The following is a 23,323-nucleotide window of genomic DNA, read 5'->3' as shown; positions in this document are numbered from 1 at the left end:
GTCTACCCCCTAAATTGTCAACAATCTGCGAACATTGCGATCTAGCCCTCATTTTTTGCGAGCAAACCCACAATCTCCATGTGGTGCGTGTGAGGGTATAAATCGAATACTCTCGCGTTGCGTAATTCATAACCGTGATTCTTGAAATACCCCACGTCACGCGCGAAGCTCGCGGGATCACAGCTTACGTAGGCAATCCGCTGGGCGTTAGTCTGCGCCATGGCCTGCACCGATTGCTTGCCGGCACCCACGCGCGGCGGATCCAGCACGATCGCGTCGAGCGAATCACCCCGGGTTTCATAGGCCAAGGTTCGTTCTACGCGTCCGCGTGTCACGTACACCTGCGAGTCCGCTTCGAAATTGTAGGCCGCATCGGCGCTGGTTCCGGGCGCCCCCTCAATGGAGAGCACGGCGCCGCGCGAGCCCACAGCGTCTGCGAGCGCAGCGGTGAACAGTCCCGCACCGGCGTACAAATCGGCAGCCGTCTCCCCTGCTTCCGGTCGCGCGTAGTCCAGCATGGCTTCGGTCAGGACGCGGGGGGCGCCGCGGTGAATCTGCCAGAACCCTTCGCCGGTCACGCGCAGCGCACGCCGCCCGGCTTGCTCCATCACATACGGCTTGCCTGCGAGGGTGCGCAAGGATCCGCGGCCGTCACCGGCACTTCCTCGGGTCTGTTCCACTACGACGACGCCGCTTGCGTTCTCAATGGCCTCACCGTGAGGTGGGCGGAAAGTTCGGTTATCCGCACGCGGGATCAGAACCAGCAACGGAGCCTGTCCGGTGGAGGGCGCGGCCACTTCGATGCGTTCGAAGCCGCGGAAGTCTGTCTCCCAGAGCTTGAGGTTGTTGATGGCCTCGGCGGCTAGTGGCATCTCCGCGATGGGAACGAGTTCGTTGGAGTGGAATGGGTGCATTGCCAGGCGCCCATCCTTGGTCACGGAGAAGGATGCTCGGGAGCGCCAGGCGAGGCCGTCGTCTTCTCGCGCGCTCTCTGATTCATCCCAACCAGCCACTGGTACGGATTCCACCCCGTGGAAACCCACCGAGTCCGGATCGGTCTGCGCTAGGCGGGTGAGCTGTTCGCGGAACACTTCGGCCTTGAGGGAGCGCTGGCGCGCCAAGGAGATGTGCCCGAATTCGGCACCGCCCACGGGATGCGCGCCATGCTCCTCGGCAGCGAGCGCATCGGCCATGTTCCAGATGTGCTTCACGCGGTCTGGGGACGCTTCAAGAACCTTCACCACGGAGGCGTTCCAGAATCGTTTGGTGTCCTCCCCTGCATCTACTCGTGCAATGACTCGCTCGCCCGGGATGCCATGACGTACAAAGACCACTCGCCCTTCGTGCCGCGCCACGCAATGTCCGCCGTGAGCGACGCGTTCAAGAGTGAGTTCAAGATCCATGAGATTCCTTTGGAGGTATTTTCGAGCTGGGAGCGGAAGGTGCGGGCGTGATGGAGCCAGCGGAAACGGAACTTTCGGCACTGTCCGCAGCTGCGTCGTCGTACTGCGCAATCAACTCACGCGAGGACTGAAGCTGCCACGGCACGGACGCCACCACCACACCCGGCTCAAAGTGCAAGCGAGTCTTGATGCGAAGCGCCGTCTGGTTGTGAACGAGCTGCTCCCACCAGTGACCCACGACGTATTCGGGGATATAGACCACTACAAGGTCGCGCGGATAACGAGCGCGGATGGAGCGAATGTAGTCCGTGATCGGTGACGTGGTTTCCCGGTACGGGGAGGCCAGCACGCGAATAGGCACCGGCAAATCAAGCTTGTCCCAGGCCTGCAGGGTGCGCTCCGTGGACACGTTGTCGACATCCACGACGAGGGCCTCGATACGGCTTGGCCGGGAGGCGCGAGCGGAGGCCACGGCGCGCAACACCGGCTTGCGGATGGAGGAGACCAAAATGAGGGCGTGCACTCGCGACGGCAAAGCGCGCGAATACTGCAGATCATCGATTTTGAGTTCGCGTTCCACTTGCTCGTAGTGCTCGTGGATGGAGTGCATGACGAGGTACAAGACCGCGATGGCGGCGATGGCCAGCCAGGCGCCCAGCGTCAAGCGGGTCAGCAACACCACGAAGAGCACCGTAGCGGTGATGATCAGTCCCACGAGGTTCAGAATGCGGGCGCGTGCGATGCGGAGTCGGGCTGCTTTGCTCGCCGTGTTGCGCGCTTTGCGGCCCCAGTGGCGAAGCATGCCCAGCTGGCTCAGCGTGAATGAAACAAACACGCCCACCACATAGAGCTGGATGAGCGAGGTCAGGTGAGCTTGGAACACCACTACTAGGCACAGTGCCGCAAGACCCAAGGCCAGGATGCCGTTGCTGTAGCCCAAGCGATCGCCGCGGCGGCGCAACTGACGCGGCAAGAAGCCGTCGTGAGCCAAGAGCGATGCCAGGTTGGGGAAGGAACGGAACGCCATGTGGCCCGCGGTGGCTAGCACCAGCACCGTCAGCACTCCGAGCACGTAGAAGAGCGGCGAATTCAGGCCGAAGACCGCGTGAGCCAACTGCCCCAGGACAGGATCCTGCACGTAGTTATCGGGGATCGGTCCGCCATTGAGGCGCAGGTTCTCGTGAGGGTTCTCCGTCACCCGAATATCGGCGGCACGCGCCAAGAACATAAGTCCTATGGAAATCGCGGCGGCGGTAAAGCCCAACATCAAAAGGATGGCTCGAGCGTTGCGGGCGCGCGGTGCTTTGAGCGCGTGGACGTTGGAGATGGGACCCTCAATGCCGGTCATCGCGGCAGAACCGGTGGAGAACGCGCGAAGCACCACCAGGACGCCCAGCAGTCCGGTGAGCCCGGAATCAAAGCCTGCCTCTGGGAGTACCTCGAAGTCCGCCGAAGCGAGCCGCTCCAGGGTTCCGGTGGCGGCACGGATGCTACCCACCACAATGAGCACCACCAGCGCGGCCACAAAGAGAATGACGGGAATGGAGGCGAGGGTTCGGTTCTTGCCCCGGCCACGGAGATTGATCAGTGTCAGAATGACGACGCCGCAGCCTGCGATGATCCCTTGGCTGCCAGCAAGTGCGGGGAACATAGCGATGATGTAGTGCGCGGCCGAAGACGTGGAAACGGCAACGGTGAGGACAAAGTCCACCATGAGCGCTGCCGCCACAATGATGCCAGCGCTTGGACCAATGTTGGTCTTAGCGATCTCATAGTCGCCACCACCAGAGGGGTACGCCCTCACGGACTCCCGATAGGACAGGATGATCAGCAACATGATCACCGCCACGGCAACACCCACCCAAGGCGCCACGTGGAGCGCAGCAAGACCAGCCACGGCAAGCGTCAGGATAATCTCATCCGGCGCGTACGCCATAGAAGACAGCGGATTGGCCGACAACAGCGGCAGAGCCAGCCGTTTCCGCATGGGCTTATCGGGGATCCGCCGTGTCATGAACGGTTGACCCACCACCGCTCTCTTGAGCGCATCGAGAAATGACAGCACGCATCAACGGTAGTACGTTCCATCCGTGCAAAACTTGTTCTGAGCAGAACTTGTGGAAATTTCTCCCCAAGAGGGCCGTTATGGGAGGCAGTAATCGATGGCGCACTTTGTAATCATGGGTTGTGGACGCGTGGGCGTCACGCTCGCGCATACCCTTGAAGACAGCGGCCATTTTGTTGCCGTGATCGATCAGGATGATCGGTCTTTTCGGCGACTTCGCAGGGATTTTTCCGGGCGAAAGGTCACCGGGGTGGGCTTTGACCGCGACACGCTTGAGCGCGCCGGCATTGCCGAAGCCTACGCTTTTGCCGCCGTTTCTAGCGGTGACAACTCCAACATTTTGGCCACGCGCGTGGCCCGTGAGCAATACCACGTCGAGCATGTGGTGGCTCGTATCTATGACCCAGGCCGTGCAGAGATCTATCAGCGTCTCGGCATACCAACGGTGGCCGCCGTTCGATGGAGCGCGGACCAAGTACTTCGCCGCATCCTCCCCGACCATGCGCGCATTGGCGACTTCCGTGAAGCCTCCGGCCGTCTGGTGCTTGGCGAAATCTCTGTGCACGAAGGCTGGTACGGCCGCGAGCTCCGTGAGATTGAGGAATTTGCTGGCGTTCGAATCGCGTACGTGACCCGATTTGGCCAGGGAATTCTTCCCACCGCCTCCATGCGATACCAGCAGGGCGATATTTTGCACGCGATGATGCCGCTGGCTCGAGAGACCGAGATTGACCGGGTCATTTCCACCGCACCCGCACTCACCGTGGAGGAAGAACAGTGAAAGTAGTGATCATTGGTGCCGGAGCTGTGGGCTCCAGCATTGGCCGCGAACTCCTCTCCCACGGTCACGAAGTGCTCATGATTGATCAGAAGCCAGAAGTGGTGGGACGCTCCGGGCTCAAGGGAGCGCAGTGGCTCTTCGGCGACGCGTGCGAAATCTCCGTACTGCGCGAAGCGCACTTGGAGGACAAAGACGTAGCGGTTTCCGCCACCGGTGATGACAAGGTCAACCTCGTTGTCTCGTTGCTGGCCAAGACGGAATTCGGTGTCAAGCGCACGGTGGGACGCGTCAACAACCCCAAGAACGACTGGATGTTTGACGACTCCTGGGGTGTAGACGTGGCCGTGTCCACGCCGCGCCTGATGACCGCCCTCGTAGAAGAAGCCGTGGAAATTGGCGACGTGGTGCGCCTGCTGACCCTGCAGACCGGCGTGTCTTCGCTCGTAGAATTCACCGTTCCCGAGGATTCAAAGCTCATTGGCAAAGCGTTGGGACGTGTGCCGTGGCCACAAGATGCCACCGTGGTGGCCATTCTTCGCGACGAACGCCCCATCACCCCCAGCCCGGATGACGTGCTCGAAGCTCACGATGAGATCTTCTTGATCACCACCATCGAAGCGGAACGAATCCTCCGCGAAGTGCTGCAGTCCAAATAGCAGTACTGCGGTCCACATAGCTGCTGTCGACATAGAAATGCCCCCGTCCTTTGGACGAGGGCATTTCTCTTGCACAACCAATGTTTAGTCTTGGTGACCCAGCTCGAGGGCTTCATCTTCGGTAGCCGTGGGGTCAACAGGCCGCGACACCAGCCAGGCCAGCCACAGTGCGCCAGCATAGAGCGGGATCCCCATGATCAACCGCGCGGTACCGAGCGCTTCGATCATGTTGGCGAAATACAACGGGACCTGAACCGCGATTCGAGCGATGAACATCGCCACCAAGACCCACGTGGCAATCACATAGGCACGCTTGCGATCCGGCTTTTGCCTCCAGGCGGTGCCTTCACCTCGGATAAATCCGAGGATGACACCCATGAGCGGCCACTTCACGGCGATCGAGACAATGAGAGCGACGGCGTATCCGGCGTTCGTGAAGAACCCCGGCACGTAGTAGTCACGTGCTTCCCCGGTGGTCCGAGCGACGAACGCACACACCACCACACCAATGAGGCCCGCAAGAGCCTGCGTCAGCGGTGTTTTTTGTACAAGTCGAGCGATCGTGAAGATCACGGCCACGGCAAGGGAGGCAATCAGTGAAGGATTCAGTTGCTGAGTGACCGTGAAAACCACCAAGAACACCAATCCTGGGAGCAAACTCTCCAGAATGCCGCGCAAACCACCCACGGTTCTGAGGACATCGACTTGCCCGTCCTCTTTGTGATGCACGCCCGCGGACTGCGCGATCTGCCGAGCCAACGATTCTTGGCTGGGCTCGTTCGGGGTGTTCTCACTCATGAATTACTCGTTGTCCTCAGTGCTGGGAAGAATTTCGTAGCTGGGGTTATAGATGGTTGGGATGTTGTCCACCACTCCTACCGTGCCGCGAAACGCCAGCAGGGTTCCCGCGTCAATACCGGGCACACGTCGCTGGCCCATGAAGATCAAGCGGATGCGTGACGCTGCCCGTCGCCGCCCACCCGGAGGGGCCGGCTGAGCCGCCACCATCACCGAGTACTCGGGGACCTGGTTCTTGGGAAGGATCATGACGGAGTCCACGTGCCCGCGCGCTTCGATAGAGCCGCGTTCAGGCAGGTGGTCAAAGTCGGTGATCCGCATGGCAGGAGCTGGTGACATCAGTGGTGGCCCGGTTGCTTAGCGAATCTCGGTGATCTCGGGGCCACGCTCTGGAGCGCCCATGGGGCTGGGGCTACTCGGAGCCTGCTGCTGTGCCACCTCTTCTGGCATGCGCAGCGGCAACAGCTCTGTGGGAGGCATGGGGTTATCTCCACGCACCACAATGATCTCGGCGATGCAGTCTTCGATCTTCTTGGCGAGTTGCTTGTTTAGCGCCGCTTCGCCACCGATCACTCCGCGCAAGAACCAGCGCGGGCCGTCGATGCCAATGAAACGAGCCACCATGTGGCCCTTGCTCCCATCAGCGCCCGTCGCAGGCACACGTGCCAGCACTTCCTCACCGAAGCGTCCCTCGACACGGTCAACGATGCCGCCCTGAGTCGTCACGGACTCTTCGATCTGAGCGCTAATGCCTTCCCACAGTCCCTCAGACTTCGGGGCTGAGAACGCTTGAAGCTGGACGCTGGACTGCTCGTCTTGCAGGCCCACCGCAATTACGCGGTTCGAGGATTCCTCAAGTTCCAGACGCAAGTTCACGCCCTCAAATGGCTTGACCAACAGCGAGCCAAGATCAACGTAATCATCCGTGCGTTGCCGATCTGCGACGTCGTACGGTCCCGTCGTAGGGCCCGCAACCTTGCGCGCCGGCTCCTCCTGAGTCTCCGCTTCCGCGGTCTCCTGAGCGCTTAGCTCGGTTACGGCCGCTTCCTTCTTTTTACGTCCAAACATCCGTGTGTCCTCCCTACTTCTGGTTCGCCGCAGTGAAGCCGCCCGTTGAGCCAAAGCCGCCCGTGCCGCGTTCAGACTCGGACAATGAGTCAACCGGCACAAAAACAGCCTGCTCAACGCGCTGGATCACCAATTGGGCAATACGATCGCCGCGTTCGAAGGTCATTGATTCGCGCAAGTCCGTGTTCAACAACGTGACCTTGATTTCACCGCGGTAGCCAGCGTCAACGGTTCCAGGCGCGTTCACCACAGTAATTCCGTGCTTGGTAGCGAGCCCGGAGCGAGGGTGAATGAGACCCACAAAACCCAGTGGCAACGCAATTGCCACACCGGTGGGAACCAGAGCTCGCTCGCCGGGTTCCAGCGTGAAGCCTTCACGCGCACGCAAGTCAGCACCGGCATCGCCTGGGTGTGCGTAGCTTGGTGGCTCAAGATCCGGGTCCAGCATAAGAATCTGGATGCTCAATGGCTCGGGGGCGTTGGTCATGTATCCCTCAGTAGTCTGATGCGTCTGCGAATCCACTTTAGCGCGGCCGTCCTGAGGAACTTGGCGATTTCGCACTCCAGCCCATGGCAATTCGCCGAGAGTTCATTCAGAGCGGACCGTGAAGTGAAGTGCCATATCCTAGAAGCATGTCCTCTTCTACACCTTTAGCACCCACATCCACGCCTACGTACACCGAAAAATTGTGGCCGGCATGGTGGATTTGGGTAGTAATTCTTGGCGCTGGCGGGGCTTTAGCGTTGGCCTTCGCGCCGATCTCCGTACTGTGGAGCTCCGTGGTGGGCATCATCTTCATCATCGTCGCGTCCATCCTGGTCATCTCCTCGATCGCGAAAATTGAAGTCACCCCGGAACGCGTTTCGGTGGGCCGCGCGTCCATCGAGCGCGAATTCATTTGCGAGTTCAGCAGCCACCGCCGCGATGATGCGTTCTTCGAGCGCGGTCGTGGGCTCAACGGTACGGCGTTCATGTGCTTCCGCGGATGGATTGACCCTGTCGTGAAGATGGAGGTCACGGATGAGCGTGACGCCACCCCGTACTGGCTGGTGTCCACGCGCCACCCCGAAAAGTTTGTGGCCGCCCTTGAAGCAACGAAGCCAACTGCCTAAACAAACGCTTAAACAACAAGTGAGGCGGGCCAGGAGTTATCCCTGACCCGCCTCATCTGCGCTTATGGAGCTTCAGTGTTTATGACACTTCTGCGGAGCTCGACACTGCGTTGTGTTCTTAGCCTTCGCAGTCGTTGCAGTACAGAAGTCCGTCCTTTTCCTTCGCGATCTGCGAACGGTGGCGAACCAAGAAGCAGGAAGCGCACGTGAATTCATCAGCCTGCGCTGGAAGAACGCGAACCTGCAGTTCTTCGTTGGAGAGATCAGCACCCGGTAGTTCGTAACTATCGGCGGCTTCCGCCTCATCCTCGTCTACGACTGCAGACTGCTTATCGGAACGGCGCCCCTTGAGTTCCTCGATGGAATCCTCATTGAGGTCCTCATCAGTTTTCCGCGGTGCATCGTAGTCAGTAGCCATTGCTCCCTCATTCGCTCAAGCACTCCAGCACGCGCTCGAGTCTCATCATTGTTACGGCGTCTCATCATCGTCCCAGTACACCTGTACTGTGCTCGACGCGAAGATTGTTCATCATGAACGCCAAAAAACCAAATCAACTTCGCCGACGGCGCAATGAAGTGATCGCCACACCGTGGAAAAGGTTGGGATAATAGGGCACTTGGTGGCATTGTGAAAGCCAAGAAATGTCCGCCGGGGAGGCAAAAACGTTATGACGCAGCTGAGGCTTGTCGGGATTCACGAAGAGGGCAACACGTTGCTCTTAAGCGGTGACGACGGCGCGACCTTCGAGCTACCTATCGATGAAGCATTGCGCGCCGCGATTTCGCGCGCCCATTTCCGTTCACACCGTGGCGAAAATGATGCTCCGTTGCAGTTGACTCCTCGCGAAATTCAGGGCCGTATCCGGTCGGGAATGTCCGCTGAAGAAGTGGCTGCCGAGTCCGGTCTGACGCTCGCTCACATCTTGAAGTACGAAGGCCCGGTGCGCGCCGAGCGCGATCACGTGGCTCGTCTGGCGCAGGCCGTTGAGGTTTCTGCTCCGTCACATTCGGAGACTTACCGTGCCGCTTTCGGCGACGAACCAGCCACGCTGGGCTCGATGGTTGAGGTCCGTTTACGCCAGTTCGGCATCGATACCGCGGAGGCCCGCTGGGATGCGTGGCGTCTCGAGGATGGACAGTGGGAAGTCACATGCGACTTCGACACTTCCTCCACCGAGTCCCGTGTCATTGGTGAAGAACCGCCGGCGCGTTGGATTTTCCATGCCACGCACCGCACGCTCATGAACAAGAACCGCTGGGCTCAAGTGCTTGGCGAGTTGGAGACCGTGGATCATCCCGGTCCCGTGCGTCGACTGAGCGCGGTTCAGGACAACGTTTTTGATGTTGAAGCCTCGGAACAACCAGGCCGCCGTACCGCTCCCGAGCCCAGCGAGCAAGAAGAGTTGCTTGAGGTGCTCCGTCAGCGCCGCGGTCAGCGCCTTGGTGCCGACGAGGACGCCGATGACGCTCTCGCGCTGATGCTTTCCAAGGGTTCTATTCCTGCGGCTCACCCTCGCAACCCGGCTTTGCTGGATGAGGATGAGAACAATGAGTACGACGACGCCGCGTCCAGCCCGGTAGATTCCGGCAAGGAAGAAGCCGCTCCCGTACGCAACGACCGTCTTGCGTCCGTAACGCGACTTGATCGTGCGTCCCGTTCTAAGGACTCCCAGCCAGCTGAAGAGCCTCAGAAGGCTGAAGAAGCGTCAAAGGAAGCAACTGAAGAGTCGCACCCTAAGAACAAGCGTCGCCGTTCGTCTGTCCCTAGCTGGGATGAGATCGTCTTCGGCAAGAAGGACCGCTAAGCAGTCCCCCACTAGAAGCCCTAAATCCGCTGTCAGGAATTACCTGTTAGCGGATTTAGGGCCTCTTTAGCGTCAGCAGAGGGATGATGCGCTCTGCCGCGGTCAAGCTTCCGTGCTGACCCACTACGCTGAACGCGTGAGGGGCCACGCGGCGCCCATCCAACAGCGCTACCTGTGCGTGAGCTAGAACAAAGACATCACCGAAACGTCCCACTACCCGTGGGTCCGGGTTCTCGCCCAAGAGTCCTCGAGCAATGACTTCATGACGTTCCATGACCACGGCCTGTTTTGCGAAGCGTTCCCGCCACGCGGTGATGGTACGTTCGCGCTGTTCGTCGGTGGCGTCGAGGGCGAAGTGCAATTGCACGCACCGCGGCTCCCCCGCTGTCAGCTCGATGCCGTCCAGCAGCTCTGGGAATTGCGAGTAATCGATGCGCTGGGCCTCGGGGATATCCACCATGCCGTGATCCGCAGTCAGCAGCACCAAGGTATTGGCCGGGACGCGAGCGGCAAAGCGACGCAAGCCGGAATCTAGCTCTTCGAGCTGGAACGTCCACTTCTCAGACTCTGATCCAAAGCGGTGACCGGCTTTGTCGATCTCATCCCAATAGAAATAGACCAGGCTCTGTGGCGCCTTGAGCGCTTCGAGAGCCGCCCCGGCGCGTGCCGTGAGGGATCCGGCGGCCACAAAGTTTCCGCCGCGAAGAGCAGCCCGCGTAAGCGAGCTTTCTTCAAACTTGGCTTTACTGACGGTGGTGACGTTGAGCGTTTCGCTTGCCCGCTCAAAAATGGTCGGGTGCGGTTGCCACTGATCCGGCAGAAGGTCTGCGGGCCAGCCGCTGAGCTGGTTCACCGTGCGTCGCAGTACAGGATCCACCGCGTCATAGCCGGCCAAACCGTGCTGGCCTGACGGCAAGCCGGTTCCCAGAGACGCAAGCGAGGTTGCCGTGGTGGTGGGAAACGCCGCTTCCAGCGGCTTGTTTGAGTCGATAACCGATTTGATGAACGGCGCGTACGCAGCCTTCTTCTTCAGAAGGCGCAAGCCCAGCCCATCCACCAGGATCACGCACACCCGTGTGGCGGCCGGAAGGTTCAACGTGTTCTCAAAACCGTCGACACCCAAGACGGCCGCCGCGCTCGAGAGCACGTCAGCAATTGTGGAAACTGGGCGGGGTTCGGTGTGCCCTTCAACGGGTGGCAAACTCCCCCGGCGTTCGGGTCCGAAGGCGGCCGGCCAGACGGATTCGTGCACTACGCCCACGAGTTAGCGGGCCACAGACGGAGCAACGGCCGAACCGGCCACCACACCGCTAGCGGCATCGATCGTGGCGCGAACCGAGGCAGCGCGCAAGGCTCGGGCGAAGCGGCGTGCCTCGTCAACCTTCGCGGCACCGTCAGCTTCTACGGAAACGCGAAGCACCATGTCTTCCTTGGGCAACGTTCCCTGGTAACCGTGGTCGGCATCGCACTGCGGATCCCCGCAGGTTGCTGGAACAAGGTCAGCTCGCTGGCTTCCCGACCAGGACGCGGTGACAGTCAAGTCCATGAGCTGATCGCCGGTCTTGTAGTTCTGCGGCTGGTAGTAGCCGTAAGACAGGATGACGGAGCCCAAGCGAACCAGCGGCACAGTTTCCGTGGAGACGGTTGCTGAGACGTGAGCGCCTTGCTCATCCAACATCTCGTCATCAACATGAAGCACCACGAGGGTCTCATTCGTGACCACCAGAGCGGTGACGTGACGGTGAACTTCAGCGTTGTCGATATGCGTTTCAAGATGCACCATGTGGGACACCACCGTGTATCCCGCGAGCGCATCTTCAAGAACATCGGACACCAACTGAGGGTAGAACCCTGCCGTCACGAGGGCCGCATGCAGTTCGCTGTCCATTGCCGGATTGCTCTGTGTATGCCGAGAAGTCATTTGTTCAGTCTACGGTGAAAGCCCCCTGTATCGCCTGCTCGCGATACCGAGCCCAGCGTTCATGAAGCCAACAGCGAGACCCCAGCAGCGTCGTCGTACTCCCTAATAGGAGTGAGTGGAGACCGCTCGCCGGGCGCTATCGGTACGGCGCGCAGCATCCGCCACCCGAATATCCACGGACAACACGCTCACCGTGCGCTCCGAGGCGACCAGCGGATTGATCTCCAACAACGCCACCTCCGGATGGTTGTCCTTCAGGATCGCAATGCGTCGAACAATGTTCTCGAGAAGATCAATGTTCACCGGTGGCACGCCTTCGTAGCCGAAGAGCTTCCGGGCAGCCTGCGGCGAGCGCACAAATTCACTCACGTCCGTCGAGGACAGCGGCGGAATACCATGGGCCCAGTCATCGAGCAGCAGGACCGCGTCACCAGAGATGCCGAAGGACACCAGAGGGCCAAGGAGCGGATCCTCGATGGCCCGCAGGATGGTGCCCTGACCGGCGTCCACCATGTGCTGGACTTCAAGCTTGGTGGCACCGTAGGGCTCCATGACTTCCGTCATGCGCATGATGTTGTGGCGCAACGAGGCTTCGTCGGGAATGTTCAGCTGCACCCCGCCCAAGTCAAGGCGGTGGCGCAAGTACTGGTCCTGAGTCTTCAAAACAACAGGCCAGCCAAGACGGTTGGCCGCGGCCACGCCCGCGTCGGCGTCCGCGAATTTAGCCGACGGCACCATGGTGATCCCGTAGCACGCCAGCAGTTCGGACGCGGCTTCGTCGCTGAGCTGGACCAGCTCGGTGCCGTTCGCGCGCTGGGACCATTCGTGGACCAGGTCCTCGGCGGGGTTGAGGTTGATGTCTTCCGGTTCCGCAAAGCTTCCAAAATCACGACGACGCCACTGGACGTAGCGAACTATCTGCGCGAGGGCGTTGGTCGCGCGGCCCGGGCTAGAGAAGCACGGAAGCTTCCCGAAGAGCCCGTCCACAAGTGCGGTGGGATCCGTAATGCCAGCAAAGACCGTGATGACCGTCTTGCCGGTCTCGGCGCCGACCTGCTCGATGGCTTCGGCGACGGCGCGTTCGGTGATGCCGGGGCTCGGCAACAGGGTCACGACGGCGGTGTGGACGTCTTCACGCTCGAGGACCGTCATGAGGTGGTGCTTGAGGCGCGGCAAGGAACGGGTGAGGCCATCGTTCAGGCTGAGATCGTGATCATGCACCGCGACCTTCAGGCCCTTGGTCTCCGCGTTATCCGCCACGACGCGGCCCAGTGCACGAGAGTTCGAGAGCACGCCTAGACCGTCACCGGCAGGAAGCGGTTGAGACTCAATGATCTGCGCGACGTCCATGAGCTGTTCGTAAGTGCCGACGCGGATGACGCCGGACTGTTCCAGCATGGCGTCCACTGCTCCCAGAGGAGCCTGCGTGGCGCGGACCTCGTGACCGGGCGGAAGGCGCAAGCCCATGACATCGCTCTTGGCCACAATCACTGGCTTCTTTTGCGAGAGTCGACGGGCAATGCGTGAGAACTTACGGGGGTTACCGAAGGATTCGAGGTAGAGACCCACCACCTTGGTGCGTTCGTCGTCCTCCCAGTACTGCATGGCGTCATTGCCCGACATATCGGCGCGGTTGCCCGCAGAGACAATCGATGAGATGCCCAGTCCGCTGCGGCTGGCAGCGGCGTACAGGATGGCGCCGATAGCCGCCGATTGGCTAAAGAGCGCCAGTCCGCCTTCCCGAGGGAGGCCGGGCGCCATGGACGCGTTGAGCTTGACGGCCGGATCCGTGTTGACGATTCCCAAGGACGCCGGGCCAATGACGCGCATGCCGTTGACGCGGGCAACGCGCACGAGTTCGCGTTGGACTTCCAGTCCTGATCCGCCGTCATCAAAGCCAGCGGTGGCTACCAGCATGCCGCGCACGCCAGCTGCGGCGCAGTCTCGAGCCACGCCCATGATCTGATCGCGAGGAACGGACACCACGGCCAGATCCACGGGTCCTGGAACTTCGGAGAGTCGCGAGTAGCTGAAGGTGCCGGCAAGTTCGAGGGCTTCGGGGTTCACGGCGTACACGGGGCCTTCGAAGCCGCCGTCCACAATGTGCTCCATGAAGGAGTACCCCACGGTGCCCCAATCGCGGCTGGCGCCGATCACGGCGACGCTGCGCGGGTTCAACAGGTCCACGAGGCTCTTGGCTTCGGCACGGTGTTCGCGAGATTCCATGACGGCACGGGACTTTTCCGTGGGGTCGATCGGGAACTCCACCATGACCACGCCGTCATCGAAGTGGCGTTTCACATCAAAACCGGTCTCGTTGAAGACCGTGATCATCTTTCGGTTCTCCGGCAGGACTTCGGCGGAGAAGCGTTCAATACCGTTTTCGCGAGCGGCGGCGGCAAGGTGCTCAATCAGGATGGAGCCAAGCCCTTGGCCCTGAAAGGCGTCAGAGATGTTGAAGGCGACCTCTGCCTCTTCGGGATCATCCAGACGGTCATAACGGCCCACACCGATGATGGCGTTGGAGCGCTCCACGATGAGCGCTACGCGGCTCTTATGATCCACTTCGGTGAATCGTTTAAGCTCTTTTTCAGTCAATCGCGCTTTATAGGTGAAGAAGCGGAGATAGATAGAAGTCTCAGATTGCCCCGCGTGCAGAGCCTCTAGTCCCGCGGCGTCTTGGGGCGTAATGGGCCGAATATGTGCTGTTGAGCCGTCCTTGAGGACGACGTCAGCTTCCCAGTGCGCCGGATATCCGGGGCTTTTCTGTCCATCCACCATATTGTTAGCCTAGGCCAAACGCTCTCTGAGCGCGCTAGAAACACTAAGGACTGACGCACTTTATGCCTCGAGGCAAGAATCAAACCCCACTAGAGGATTTTGAAGAACACATCGTTGACATCGATGTCACTTCCGAAATGGAAGAATCTTTCCTCGAATACGCCTACTCGGTGATCTATTCGCGCGCGCTCCCAGATGCTCGCGATGGCCTCAAGCCCGTCCAGCGTCGCATCCTCTACATGATGTCTGACATGGGCCTTCGCCCGGACCGCGGACACGTCAAGAGTGCGCGCGTGGTGGGCGAAGTGATGGGCAAGCTGCACCCGCACGGCGACGCCGCGATCTATGACGCCATGGTGCGCATGTCCCAATCCTTCGCGCTGCGCCTGCCGCTAGTTGATGGTCACGGAAACTTCGGCTCCCTCGATGACGGGCCGGCCGCCCCGCGTTACACCGAAGCCCGCCTCGCCGCAGCCGCGTTGGCCATGACGGATCACCTCGACGAAGACGTCGTGGACTTCGTCCCCAACTATGACAACCAGCTCCAGCAGCCGGACGTGCTCCCTGCCGCGTTCCCTAACTTGCTGGTCAACGGCGCCACCGGCATTGCCGTAGGCATGGCCACCAACATGGCACCCCACAACTTGGGTGAAGTCATTTCGGCCGCCCGCCACTTGATCGAGCATCCGGATGCCACGCTCGCCGACATCATGAAGTTCGTGCCGGGACCGGATTTGCCCTCCGGCGGCATCATTGTGGGCCTGGACGGAATTCGCGACGCCTACGAAACCGGGCGAGGCTCTTTCAAGACCCGCGCCAAGGTGGAGCTTGAACAGATCAGCGCCCGCAAGACCGGCCTCGTGGTCACCGAACTGCCGTACAACGTGGGACCTGAGAAGGTCATTGAAAAGATCAAGGACGCCGCGAACGCGAAGAAGCTCACGGGCGTCTCCGATGTTGTTGACCTGACTGACCGCAAGAACGGCCTGCGTCTGGTCATCGAGATCAAGAACGGCTTCAATCCCAACGCCGTCCTTCAGCAGCTGTATAGGCTCACGCCGCTCGAGGATTCCTTCGGCATCAACAACGTGGCGCTCGTGGACGGCCAGCCTCAGACACTAGGCCTCTTGGAGCTCCTGAAGGTCTACGTTGAACACCGCATCACCGTGGTCCGCCGCCGCACTAGTTTCCGTTTGGGCAAGAAGAAGGACCGCCTCCACTTGGTGGAGGGTCTGCTCTTGGCGATCGTGGACATTGATGAGGTCATCCAGATCATTCGTGCTTCGGATGATTCGGCGTCGGCTCGCGCCCGTTTGATGCAGGTCTTTGATCTCACGGAGATCCAGGCCAACCACATCCTGGAATTGCGCTTGCGCCAATTGACGAAGTTCTCCCGCATTGAGTTGGAGAAGGAACAAGAAGAACTCAAGAAGGCCATCGAGGAACTCGCCGCCATCTTGGCCTCAGAAGCGCTTCTTCGCGAAGTGGTCTCCACGGAGCTTGCTGACATCTCTGCACAGTTCGCCACGCCTCGACGCACCGTGTTGCTCAAGTCCGCCGAGACAAAGCCTCTCAAGGGCACAGTGATGCCAGAGGCCGTCAGCACTACCGCCAAGGCGCCGTTGGCTCTCGAAGTGGAAGACACCCCATGTATCGCGATGCTCTCTGCCACCGGCTTGCTGGCGCGTACGGCGGATCGCACGCCACTGCAGAGCAACGGTCCGCGCGCTCGCCACGATGTGGTGCTCTCCGCGGTCCCTACGAGCGCTCGCGGAGAGATCGGCGCGCTCACGAATACGGGACTTCTGATTCGCCTGCAAGTGGTGGATATGCCGGTCCTTCCGCCCACCATGACCTCGGCGAGCCTCGCCACTGGCGTCAAGGCCAGCGAGTTCGCGGCGATCGCCAAGACCGAACGCATTGTGGCGCTCGTGAGCTTGAGTGAAGTCTTCGCGCTGGGCACCAAGAACGGTGTGGTCAAGCGCGTCACCCCTGATTACCCGCTCAACCGCGACGATTTCGAAGCCATCACGCTCAAGGACGGCGACGAGGTCATCAACGCGGCCCCTGCCCCGGATGAAGCGGACCTGCTGTTCATCACGAAGAACGCTCAGCTACTGCATTTCTCGGCGCAATTGGTCCGACCACAAGGCCGCACAGCCGGCGGCATGGCCGGTATCAAGGTGAGCGATGATGACAGCGTCATCTTCTTTGGGGCGGTTAACGCCCTCAGCGACGAAACCGTGGTGGTCACCATCGCTGGCGGCGCGGGAGCCGGTTCGGCGAAGCTCACGCCGCTTGCTGATTTCCCGGCGAAGGGTCGCGCCACTGCTGGCGTGCGATCGCACCGTTTCACTAAGGATGAGACGGACCTGGCACTCGCGTGGGCTGGCCCAGGTCCTGCTCTCGCCTCAAGCGAGGCGGGTGTCTCCCGTGTGCTGCCTACCGAATTCGGTAAGCGCGATGGCTCCGGGGCTCCGTTATCGCAAAAGGTTGACGTGATTGGTCCGGCGTACGACGCCGCCGTTCCCGACTTCTCTGCCCCAGGTCAAGACCCCGAGGGTGAAGCGGATCTGAGCGCTGGTACGGTTCCAGCGCTACCTGCGCCAGAGCCGGCCTCGCCTGAGCTACCCGGGCCTACCGCAGCGTCCCGCGTGAGCCGAGAGGCGCCGTCGTCCTCGAAGCCCTTCGCCAGCACGCACGAAGTGGAAGAAGACGGCTCTACGCTGTTCTAACGCTGGAGGTTTACCGTGAAAGTGATCGGAGTTTCGCGAGACCCTGACAGGCCCGCGAAACTCTGACACAGTAGTGTCTATGGGTCATTTTGAGCACACCACATCGGTACAGCACAACCAAGAGACCGTGTTTTCGTGGTTCTCCCGCGAAGGCGCGCTCCGCCGCTTGTTCCCTCCTTTTGGCGGACACGTGGTCTCCGAGCCTCCCGCCGGATTGGCCGTGGGTTCCGAAGCCAAGCTCCTCATCTCTGCTCCCGGGATCACCGGCAGCGCTGCGAGCGCTGTGGGTGAAGGTCTTGCCGGATTGACCAAACGCTTTGGAGTACCTTCGCGCTGGGCTCGGCCCGAGATTGCCTGGACCGCACGGCACACCGCCCTGGACGCGCCCCACATGTTCCGCGACCAGATGGCCGAAGGACCGCTGGAATCGTGGGTGCACACTCACGAGTTCGTGCAGTTTGGAGAAGGCACGGACGTCATCGATTCGGTGGAGTTCCAGCTCCCGTCCAAGGTGCCGTCGATAGCGCGCCGGACGGCAGAGAAAGCCTTGACGGCCGAACTGGAACGAACCTTCGCTTACCGCGCTCGTCAATTGCGCGATGACCTTGATTTTCACGCTCGCTACCGGGGCACGCCGCGTCTTCGCGTGGGCATCACCGGCGCCACCGGGTTCATGGGAGTTCAACTTCGCGCCCTGTTGACCACGGGCGGGCATATTGTCCACTCGTTCCAACGCGGCATCGATTGGGATCCGGAACGCGAGTTCGTAGATCTTGATGTGATGCGCGGGCTGGACGTCATCATCCACTTGGCGGGCCATCCGATCGGTGGGCGATTCACGGAGGCTGCCAAGCAAGAAATCCTGGATTCACGCGTCAAGGGCACCCGCACCATCGCCAACGCGCTGCGGACCGTGAGCTCGGACGGCAAACAGCGTGCGTTCATCTCCGCGTCCGGCGTGGGCTATTACGGGTCCCACCCGCACCGCGAATATGAGGACGACGGCCTATCGGGTGAAAACACTGATCCCGAACCGCTGACCGAAGATCACGCCGTGGGAGACGATTTCTTGGCCTCTGTCTGCGCCCAGTGGGAAGCCGAAGCGCTCGCAGCAGCATCGGATACCGTCCGCGTCGCGATCCTTCGAACAGGCTTGGTGCTCTCTCCCGATGGCGGGCTCTTGGCGCGACTCTTACCTCTCTTCGCCGCCGGCGTGGGCGGACCCACAACGCGCGGGGCGTGGAACTCGTGGATCAGCCGCGATGACATGCTCTCGCTGTACGTTCACGCAGCGCTGACCCCGGAGTTTTCCGGCATCTTCAACGCGGTCGCACCCAACCCGGTCTCAAGTGAAGAATTTGCCGCAACGCTCGGTTCGGTGATTCGTCGACCGTCCGCGATTCCCACTCCGTCCTTTGGCCCCAAGTTGCTCTTGGGCGCCGAGGGCGCGGACGAACTCGCTTTTGCGAGCCAGCGGGTCTCCGCGGACAAGGTTCAATCCTCCGGTTTCGTCTTCCGGCACTCCACGTTGGACTCGGCGCTAGAGCACATGCTGGGTTCGAAGGCTCGCGTCAGCAAGTAGTCCCGCCGAGGACACCACCTGCGAGCTACCGCGCCGCCACGAGCTCTGAGCGCACGTCACCTTGATGGGCTAGCGAGGCGTCGTGCGTCACCATGACCCACAAGTGCTCGTTCCCGGCGGCGCGCAGCTGGGCAATCATCTGGTGCCCTTCGTCCTGACCCAAGTGGGCCGTGGGCTCGTCCAGGATCACAACGCTCGAGCGCGCCAGAATAGCGCGAGCAACCGCCAAGCGTTGCCGTTGGCCTCCCGAGAGCTGACTGCCCTGAGCGCCCGTACGGGTCTGTAAGTGGTGCGGCAGAGACTCCAGCCATGGACCTAGACCCACCCGCTGGAGCACGTCCGTCATCTCCGCTTCGCTCAGCGCTTCGTCCTTGCTCCGTGAAAGCGCCAGGTTTCCGGCGATCGTGGAATCGAAGACGTGCGCTTCTTGAGGGCACCACGCGAGCGACGCCAACGCGGCCGCGTCACCTTCGTACGGTTCACGCCACGTACCGTCGGCGTACAAACGGTAGCCTCCGCCGTCGTACTTCAAAAATCCCAACAGCACCGCGATCAGCGTGGATTTTCCGGAACCGGACGGCCCCGTCACGGTCCACCACTGGCCAGTGCCCAGGGTTGCCGAGACCGGCGCGAAAACCGACGTCTCTATGCCCGGGTAGCGCGCGGACAGGCGATTGACCGCCATTGCCTCCACGCGTGGGCGCTCCTCCGCATGTTCCGGCTCCACCACGGTCCGTTGCGTGTCTTCGAGCAGTGGGGCCGTCTTGGACCAGATCGCCTGAAGCGTCGGCCAGTGACGAATTGCGGATACCGCTTGCGAGAGCGGCTCGTTCAGCGCGAGCACCACGAGGGTCGAGAGCGCGGCAAGTCGCGGATCCACGGCACCGGTCACACACAGCAGCGCGGTAGCCACCGCGGCAAGGCCGGTGATGACGACGACGCCTGCTTGCGAGAGTCCGTCAGCGAACGCCGCGGTGCGCTGATGACGCCGATCCGACTCCGGGTCCCCCGCAACGTAGTCAACGGCGGGCTGAGCGAGCCCATTGGCGGCAAGCTCGGCGGCCGCGCCCTGAATCGCGGCGTAGCGGCCCATCAACCGGGTGCGGAAACCGGTCACCTCGGCGCTCGCGTTCCGCTCAGCGCGATAGACAATGACCGGCAACAACAGGAACCCGGCGAGCACAAATCCCACCACAGCCGGAAGCGCGCTCGGTGTCAGCACACCCACGGTGATCAGCATCGCGAGTCCCGCAATGACCGCCGAACCAATGGGTGTCACGGCCCGCGGAAGGACGTCGCGCAGCTCATCGACATCACCAATGAGCCTCTCGGCGGCAGCGCCCGAGTGCGTAAGACGCTTCCAATTCACGATGTTCCCGGCGAGCGAATCCCAGAGGCGCAAGCGCAAGTTGGTGCTCCAACGCAGGATGTCCTCGTGGATCGTCAAGCGTTCGAGGTACTTCAGAGCCGAGCGTGAGAGCCCGAAGAAGCGCACGCCCACGATGGCCACCAAGAGGTACATGATGGGCGGTTGCTGGGACGCGTACACGATGAGCCAACCGGACACCGCGGAGAGCGCCGCGGCGGCTAGCACGGCGAGCGTGCCATAGAAGGATCCCATCACAAATCGGCGAGAGAATAGCGAGCGCCACGGGAAGCGGGCTGCGCTGTTGATGGTCTCACTTGCCATGGTGGCCGTGGGGGTTGGTTTGGCGTTTTCGGCGGTGACCGTCAGCGTTTCAGTCTTCGGGGCTGCGGCGTTAATCTCGGCATTTTTATCCGCAATGTTCTCGGTGCTGCCGCTGTTCTCGCCTGCGCTGACGTTTAGGCGCAGGCCCAGTGCTGCTGCCAAGGCCGGATCATGGGTGGCCGCAATGACGCTTCCGGTCTCTGCGAGTTCAGCGATGAGGGCGCGGATCTGTTGCGCGCTACGGGGATCAAGGTGTGCCGTGGGCTCATCGAGCAGGTATAGCGGTGTCTGCTGATCTCCGCGCTCAACTACCAGCAAGCGGGCGATAGCGAGCCTGCGCTGCTCCCCCGGGCTGAGCGCGCCGATGGCCTGGCTCAGATCCACGCTTAAGGCGCTTCGCCCCAGCGCTGTGCGAGCGGCTTCTGGGGTCAACGACTTTTGGGCGTAGAAGTTGAGCTCTTCGCCCACGGTTTCACGAGAAAACCGCGGCGATTGCCCCGCGAACAGTGCGCGCGCCGAACCCAGCTGCAGTGTTCCGCTCAGTTCAGTCTCGCTGTCGGCCCGAATTACGCCGGCGATGACATGTAAGAGCGTGGACTTGCCGCTGCCGCTGGCTCCCCACAGCGCGAGGGATTCGCCGTCGCTGAGTTCGAAACTCAGAGGCCCAACAGCGTCCGAATCCCGTTGGGCGTAGCGGACGCGGAGGTTCTTTGCCCGTACGACGACGCCGCTCGGCTCCGCTTTGTTGGTGGCGTTGGGATTGGATTCCAGTGAGGCGAAGGGCTGCGCGATAGGTGCGTGGGCAAGTTCCGTGGCGCGGGCGAACGCTTCGGCGCCGTCCTCGCTTGCGTGGAACGCCGAGCCGACGTTGCGCAGTGCGGCGAAGCACTCGGGTGCCAGCATGAGGGATAGGAGGCCGGCTTCGAGGGTCATGTCTCCGTGGACCAGACGGACGCCGATGAACACGGCGACGATTGCCACCGAGATGGTGGCGATGAGTTCTAGCGCGAAGCTTGAGGTGAAGGCGGCTCGCAGCGTGCCCATGGTGGTGTCGCGGTACTTGTTTGAGACTTCTTCCAAGGCTGCGCGCTGGGCGTGAGCGCGTCGAATGCCTACCAGAACCGGGAGTCCCCGGGCGAGCTCCATGAGGTGATGGGCCATCCGGGCAAGGCCTTCGGCGGACTCCGCCACGCGTTCGGCGGTGTGCTTGCCGATCAAGATCATGAACAGCGGGACCAGCGGAGTGGTGAGAGCGATGATCAGTGCGCTCACCCAATCCTGGCTCAGGATCCACACACCCACGAAGACCGGAACGATCATCGTGAAAATCAGTGCAGGTAAGTAATCCGTGAAGTACTTGTCCAAGGCGTCGAGGCCGCGCGTTGCGAGAGCTACTTCTGCGCCCTCGGAGCGTGGAAGGGACGGACGCTGTCCGGCATCCTGCGCACCATCAAGTCCGCTTGAGTTTGCATCCGTCGTAAGCGGTTCGTTGACGCGACCCGAGGCAAGCCGGCGAGCAAGTACTTGGGTGCGCAGATCCTGTGCCACGGCAGCCGACGCGCGGCGCGAGACAACCGGAGTGCCCCACGCCGCGATCGCTTGAGCCACCACGGAGGCCGCGGCGATGACCATCATGAGCCCAGCGTCCACGCTCTGGTGCTCGGCGAAACGCGCCAGCACGTGAGCGAGGACGCTCATCAGGCCAATCAAACCAGCCGATTTGAGGACGGCTAATACTGCTAGTGCTACCGATGCTCGCCGGACGTCGGCGCGTCCAAAGAGTTCGCGCTGCACCGCCCCTGCACGGGCTCGGATAGTGTCCTCGCGGGCTAGCTGGTCCTGAGTGTCATCCACCACGGGTTTAGTGTCACTTCACTTTCTGCAGCACGTTGACGATCGGCTCCACAGCATGAGCTTCTGGGATGTTTCGCTCCACGATGCGCTTGCGGAACACCCAGTAGGTCCAGCCCTGGTACGCGAGCACCAGTGGAACGCCGAAGGCGGCAACGATGCTCATCAGCTGCAGCGTGTACGGCGAGGATGAGGCGTTCTCAACGGTGAGGTTGAAGGCCGCATCGATCGTCGAAGGAAGCACTACCGGGTAGGCGGCCCAGAAGATGGAGGCGGCACCGGCCACCAAGAACAGTCCAAGGAACGTGAAGGCGAGGCCTTCTTTGTTGCGGCGAACCATCAACCAGGCGGAAACGGCACCAACAACGGCGATCGCCACGGCAATCCATGGCAAAACTTCGCCGGAACGAGCCACGACGATCAGTGCCCACACGGCCATCGGAGCCAATCCCACCAGCAGCCACATGCTCAAGAGCTTACGAGCGCGGATGCGAGTTTCACCGTCCGTCTTGAGCATGACGAAGGCCAATGCGTGCACCAAGCAGAAGCCCACCACGGCGAGGCCGCCTAGGACTGCATAGCCGTTCAGCCAGGCGAAGGCTCCGCCCACTCGGTCGCCGTTCGCGTTCAACGGGAGACCGGTGGTGGTGAGTGCAAGCATCGCGCCGACGCCGAAAGCGGCCACAAAGGATCCGCCTGCGAGCGCCCAGTCCCACAGGTTGCGGGAGCTTTCACGGTGGGACTTGCCACGGTATTCAATCGCTACGGCGCGGAAGATCAAACCGATCAAGACGAGCGTTAGCGGGATGTAGAGCGCGGAGAAGAGTGATGCGTACCAGTGCGGGAAAGCCGCAAAGGTGGCGCCACCGGCGGTCAGCAACCATACTTCGTTGCCGTCCCAGACGGGGCCAATAGTGTTCAGCAGCAGGCGCCGCTGACGGTCGTTGCGTGCGAACAATTTCATGAGCATGCCGACACCAAGATCGAAACCCTCTAGGAAGAGGTAGCCGATCCACAGCACTCCAATCAATATGAACCACAGCGTAGGCAGAAATTCCATAACTGATTCCTCTA

The 23,323-nt window shown here is 61.4% G+C and carries 18 protein-coding genes; 6 read left to right on the top strand and 12 right to left on the bottom strand.

Annotated features, from left to right (window positions below; all coding sequences use genetic code 11):
• Nucleotides 1-41: 41 nt before the first annotated feature.
• Nucleotides 42-1,403: a class I SAM-dependent RNA methyltransferase gene (locus HD598_RS13870; RefSeq protein ID WP_183666252.1), complete on the bottom strand. Its 1,362-nt coding sequence runs from the start codon at nucleotides 1,401-1,403 to the stop codon at nucleotides 42-44.
• Nucleotides 1,393-3,468 (bottom strand): APC family permease, encoded by a 2,076-nt coding sequence (locus HD598_RS12315; protein WP_183666250.1) that lies wholly within the window; start codon nucleotides 3,466-3,468, stop codon nucleotides 1,393-1,395. The genes HD598_RS13870 and HD598_RS12315 overlap by 11 nt, the downstream gene beginning before the upstream one ends.
• 97 nt (nucleotides 3,469-3,565) lie before the next feature.
• Here HD598_RS12315 and HD598_RS12310 point away from each other — a divergent pair, with 97 nt between their 5' ends.
• Together HD598_RS12310 and HD598_RS12305 are read left to right on the top strand one after the other, a co-directional pair.
• Nucleotides 3,566-4,249: a potassium channel family protein gene (locus HD598_RS12310; RefSeq protein ID WP_183666248.1), complete on the top strand. Its 684-nt coding sequence runs from the start codon at nucleotides 3,566-3,568 to the stop codon at nucleotides 4,247-4,249.
• A complete protein-coding gene (locus tag HD598_RS12305) occupies nucleotides 4,246-4,905 on the top strand; it encodes a potassium channel family protein (protein WP_183666246.1) in 660 nt (219 codons plus the stop codon). The genes HD598_RS12310 and HD598_RS12305 overlap by 4 nt, the downstream gene beginning before the upstream one ends.
• 84 nt (nucleotides 4,906-4,989) lie before the next feature.
• On the opposite strand, the gene HD598_RS12300 is transcribed toward HD598_RS12305, so the two are convergent.
• The 4 genes from HD598_RS12300 to dut are packed head-to-tail and all read right to left on the bottom strand — an operon-like array spanning nucleotide 4,990 to nucleotide 7,258.
• Nucleotides 4,990-5,703, bottom strand: coding sequence for a DUF3159 domain-containing protein (locus HD598_RS12300; RefSeq protein WP_183666244.1), 714 nt, complete (start codon nucleotides 5,701-5,703; stop codon nucleotides 4,990-4,992).
• Nucleotides 5,704-5,706: 3 nt separating this feature from the next.
• Entirely contained in the window at nucleotides 5,707-6,024 is a 318-nt protein-coding gene (locus tag HD598_RS12295; protein ID WP_260170570.1) for a single stranded DNA-binding domain-containing protein, read from the bottom strand.
• 36 nt (nucleotides 6,025-6,060) lie between these two features.
• Nucleotides 6,061-6,771 carry a DUF3710 domain-containing protein gene (locus HD598_RS12290; RefSeq protein WP_183666239.1) on the bottom strand — a complete coding sequence of 237 codons (711 nt, stop codon included), beginning with the start codon at nucleotides 6,769-6,771 and terminating at the stop codon, nucleotides 6,061-6,063.
• 13 nt (nucleotides 6,772-6,784) lie between these two features.
• Nucleotides 6,785-7,258, bottom strand: coding sequence for a dUTP diphosphatase (gene dut / locus HD598_RS12285; RefSeq protein ID WP_071893251.1), 474 nt, complete (start codon nucleotides 7,256-7,258; stop codon nucleotides 6,785-6,787).
• Nucleotides 7,259-7,404: 146 nt separating this feature from the next.
• Between dut and HD598_RS12280 the strand changes: the two genes are divergently transcribed.
• A complete protein-coding gene (locus HD598_RS12280) occupies nucleotides 7,405-7,884 on the top strand; it encodes a DUF3093 domain-containing protein (protein ID WP_183666237.1) in 480 nt (159 codons plus the stop codon).
• Nucleotides 7,885-8,002: 118 nt separating this feature from the next.
• Here the strand turns inward: HD598_RS12280 and HD598_RS12275 are convergent, their stop codons facing one another.
• Nucleotides 8,003-8,302, bottom strand: coding sequence for a DUF4193 domain-containing protein (locus HD598_RS12275; protein ID WP_071893249.1), 300 nt, complete (start codon nucleotides 8,300-8,302; stop codon nucleotides 8,003-8,005).
• A 250-nt stretch (nucleotides 8,303-8,552) separates the two neighbouring features.
• Between HD598_RS12275 and sepH the strand changes: the two genes are divergently transcribed.
• A complete protein-coding gene (gene sepH / locus HD598_RS12270) occupies nucleotides 8,553-9,689 on the top strand; it encodes a septation protein SepH (protein WP_183666235.1) in 1,137 nt (378 codons plus the stop codon).
• 55 nt (nucleotides 9,690-9,744) lie between these two features.
• Here sepH and HD598_RS12265 read toward each other — a convergent pair whose 3' ends face one another.
• From HD598_RS12265 to HD598_RS12255, 3 genes are all read right to left on the bottom strand, one after another.
• Nucleotides 9,745-10,836: an alkaline phosphatase family protein gene (locus HD598_RS12265; protein WP_311539035.1), complete on the bottom strand. Its 1,092-nt coding sequence runs from the start codon at nucleotides 10,834-10,836 to the stop codon at nucleotides 9,745-9,747.
• A 117-nt stretch (nucleotides 10,837-10,953) separates the two neighbouring features.
• Complete coding sequence (locus tag HD598_RS12260; RefSeq protein WP_260170569.1) at nucleotides 10,954-11,610, bottom strand: DUF5998 family protein; 657 nt, start codon at nucleotides 11,608-11,610, stop codon at nucleotides 10,954-10,956.
• A 102-nt stretch (nucleotides 11,611-11,712) separates the two neighbouring features.
• On the bottom strand, nucleotides 11,713-14,391 hold the full coding sequence (locus HD598_RS12255) for a bifunctional acetate--CoA ligase family protein/GNAT family N-acetyltransferase (protein WP_183666230.1): 2,679 nt from the start codon (nucleotides 14,389-14,391) through the stop codon (nucleotides 11,713-11,715).
• 62 nt (nucleotides 14,392-14,453) lie between these two features.
• On the opposite strand from HD598_RS12255, the gene HD598_RS12250 reads away from it, so the two are divergent.
• Nucleotides 14,454-17,126 carry a DNA gyrase/topoisomerase IV subunit A gene (locus HD598_RS12250; RefSeq protein WP_183666228.1) on the top strand — a complete coding sequence of 891 codons (2,673 nt, stop codon included), beginning with the start codon at nucleotides 14,454-14,456 and terminating at the stop codon, nucleotides 17,124-17,126.
• 79 nt (nucleotides 17,127-17,205) lie between these two features.
• Nucleotides 17,206-18,708, top strand: coding sequence for a TIGR01777 family oxidoreductase (locus HD598_RS12245; RefSeq protein ID WP_183666226.1), 1,503 nt, complete (start codon nucleotides 17,206-17,208; stop codon nucleotides 18,706-18,708).
• A 25-nt stretch (nucleotides 18,709-18,733) separates the two neighbouring features.
• On the opposite strand, the gene cydC is transcribed toward HD598_RS12245, so the two are convergent.
• Both cydC and cydB read right to left on the bottom strand, forming a co-directional pair.
• Nucleotides 18,734-22,255, bottom strand: a complete 3,522-nt coding sequence (gene cydC, locus HD598_RS12240; RefSeq protein WP_183666224.1) for a thiol reductant ABC exporter subunit CydC — start codon at nucleotides 22,253-22,255, stop codon at nucleotides 18,734-18,736.
• A 10-nt stretch (nucleotides 22,256-22,265) separates the two neighbouring features.
• On the bottom strand, nucleotides 22,266-23,309 hold the full coding sequence (cydB, locus tag HD598_RS12235; RefSeq protein ID WP_183666222.1) for a cytochrome d ubiquinol oxidase subunit II: 1,044 nt from the start codon (nucleotides 23,307-23,309) through the stop codon (nucleotides 22,266-22,268).
• Between the last annotated feature and the right edge of the window lie 14 nt (nucleotides 23,310-23,323).

It is taken from the genome of Neomicrococcus aestuarii (genome assembly GCF_014201135.1).
GTDB lineage: Bacteria > Actinomycetota > Actinomycetes > Actinomycetales > Micrococcaceae > Neomicrococcus > Neomicrococcus aestuarii.
The sequence above is the reverse complement of the archived record's forward strand: the minus strand, read 5'-3'. Positions and strand labels throughout refer to the sequence as shown.

Coding starts and splice junctions, on each gene's coding strand:
- HD598_RS12300 (WP_183666244.1), bottom strand. CDS start 5,703: ATGAGTGAGAACACCCCGAACGAGCCCAGCCAAGAATCGTTGGCTCGG.
- HD598_RS12310 (WP_183666248.1), top strand. CDS start 3,566: ATGGCGCACTTTGTAATCATGGGTTGTGGACGCGTGGGCGTCACGCTC.
- HD598_RS12260 (WP_260170569.1), bottom strand. CDS start 11,610: ATGACTTCTCGGCATACACAGAGCAATCCGGCAATGGACAGCGAACTG.
- HD598_RS12290 (WP_183666239.1), bottom strand. CDS start 6,771: ATGTTTGGACGTAAAAAGAAGGAAGCGGCCGTAACCGAGCTAAGCGCT.
- HD598_RS12245 (WP_183666226.1), top strand. CDS start 17,206: ATGGGTCATTTTGAGCACACCACATCGGTACAGCACAACCAAGAGACC.
- sepH (WP_183666235.1), top strand. CDS start 8,553: ATGACGCAGCTGAGGCTTGTCGGGATTCACGAAGAGGGCAACACGTTG.
- HD598_RS12295 (WP_260170570.1), bottom strand. CDS start 6,024: ATGCGGATCACCGACTTTGACCACCTGCCTGAACGCGGCTCTATCGAA.
- HD598_RS13870 (WP_183666252.1), bottom strand. CDS start 1,403: ATGGATCTTGAACTCACTCTTGAACGCGTCGCTCACGGCGGACATTGC.
- dut (WP_071893251.1), bottom strand. CDS start 7,258: ATGACCAACGCCCCCGAGCCATTGAGCATCCAGATTCTTATGCTGGAC.
- HD598_RS12275 (WP_071893249.1), bottom strand. CDS start 8,302: ATGGCTACTGACTACGATGCACCGCGGAAAACTGATGAGGACCTCAAT.
- cydB (WP_183666222.1), bottom strand. CDS start 23,309: ATGGAATTTCTGCCTACGCTGTGGTTCATATTGATTGGAGTGCTGTGG.
- HD598_RS12280 (WP_183666237.1), top strand. CDS start 7,405: ATGTCCTCTTCTACACCTTTAGCACCCACATCCACGCCTACGTACACC.
- HD598_RS12255 (WP_183666230.1), bottom strand. CDS start 14,391: ATGGTGGATGGACAGAAAAGCCCCGGATATCCGGCGCACTGGGAAGCT.
- HD598_RS12250 (WP_183666228.1), top strand. CDS start 14,454: ATGCCTCGAGGCAAGAATCAAACCCCACTAGAGGATTTTGAAGAACAC.